The organism is Neoroseomonas alkaliterrae (assembly GCF_014199195.1).
GTDB classification, from domain to species: Bacteria; Pseudomonadota; Alphaproteobacteria; order Acetobacterales; family Acetobacteraceae; genus Neoroseomonas; species Neoroseomonas alkaliterrae.
Genome location: NZ_JACIJE010000040.1, coordinates 1 through 1,507, shown reverse-complemented (window position 1 = coordinate 1,507; position 1,507 = coordinate 1). Strand labels below are relative to the sequence as shown.

Sequence of the window (1,507 nt, the reverse complement as noted above, 5' to 3'; positions counted from 1 at the left end):
CGCTACCCGCTACGACCAGACCGCCGAGAGCTTCCTCGGCTTCGCGACACTCGCCTCCATCCGACTGTGGATCAGGTTTGTCCACGCGGCCTAGAATAGTTTCATATATCGAGGTAACGTGGCCGTTATTCAAGGCAGAAAAACTTGAAAATTTCCTGAACGCATTCGATGGATCTCTGACTTGCTGGGGTGTCGATCATTGGTGGGCGCATATTCTCCAGACCGAACGGAACTTCACATCCGCTATATTTGACTGCATATCGGCCGTGAACACTCCGGATGACGAGAAAGGCGGAAAAAGAGAGATCGGGAGGCTGGTCTCCGATCAAGACCTCATCGCCGCCTACGAGAAGGCGAAAGGGACACACGGTTTCGTAGGCACAAGGCCGCGCGTCCTGAGCCGTGTGTCGCTCGAATGGGATGTCAGGCAGGCGCTCGTCGGGCGCGGCGCTGTGCGTGGCGCCGTCACGCGGTATCGCGGGCAATCGAACCTCCGCGCCGCCGTCGCGGCCTCCGCGCAAGAAGCAGCGACGCCTGACCGCGACTCGTTGACGCGGGAGGAGCGCACGCTGCTCTCGGAACTGACCAGGAACTCCAACTACGTCTGCCTGTTCGGCGCAACCTGGGCGATACCATTCGCGGTGGGAAACCCGTCGAACCAAGCCGTGGCCGTCACCGCGCATCGGCCGTCGCTGGATGTGGTGCTCGCGCATCCGCTGGTCGCAGCGGCGTACGCCGAAGGCAGACTGGACCTGTTGCATGTTGACCTCGGAGACGTCACGCCGCTCGGCCTGCCTTCGTCACGCGATGCCATCTCCAACTGGGCGAGCTTCTCGGCCGCCCCGTGGCCGCTCTGGCTGGAGCGGGGCGCCCTGCCTGAGCTCGTGATCGCATCAGGGCCGTTCCGAAAGGCCTGCTGCGCAAAGGCGCTCGCCACCTGGATGGCGCATGGGCGGGCGGGCGAAATGGTCGTGGCGCTTCGGAACCTTCGCGCCGGAAAGGTTGACCTCGCCGAGGAACTCTCGTCCTTGTTCGACGTGACGCCGGGCGCCGGGTCCATCGTACTCCTGCGGCCAAGGGCGCTTGGCAGACGCCACGGCGCGCATCTGAACTTCCTGATCCAGCGGTGGCAGCTTGATGTCCGGTGACCTATCGTGGTTCAGCGGTCCATGACAGCGCTTCGAATCCAAGTTCCGCGGTGGCCCGCAAGGAGTGGAGCCCGATCCGTTCATGAGATGGAGTGAGACCGTCACCGACTATTACCCGGTCAATCCGCGACCGCGGTTTGGACACGGCCAGCCCAGCCATCCGACTCTGGCCCGCATTTTAGAGGCGCAGGTTTCCAGGTTCGACGAAGTCTTGTCCGAAATCGCGGCCTTTCGCGAGACCCTTCATTCCATTCCGCACCTGCCGCCTAGGCCGCGTGGACAAACCTGATCCACAGTCGGATGGAGGCGAGTGTCGCGAAGCCGAGGAAGCTCTCGGCGGTCTGGTCGTAGCGGGTAGC

The 1,507-nt window shown here is 63.0% G+C and carries 1 protein-coding gene; it reads left to right on the top strand.

Features of this window, described 5'->3' with window-relative positions:
• Positions 1-266 precede the first annotated feature (266 nt).
• On the top strand, positions 267-1,148 hold the full coding sequence (locus FHS88_RS20430) for a hypothetical protein (protein ID WP_184487325.1): 882 nt from the start codon (positions 267-269) through the stop codon (positions 1,146-1,148).
• The last annotated feature ends 359 nt before the right edge of the window (positions 1,149-1,507 follow it).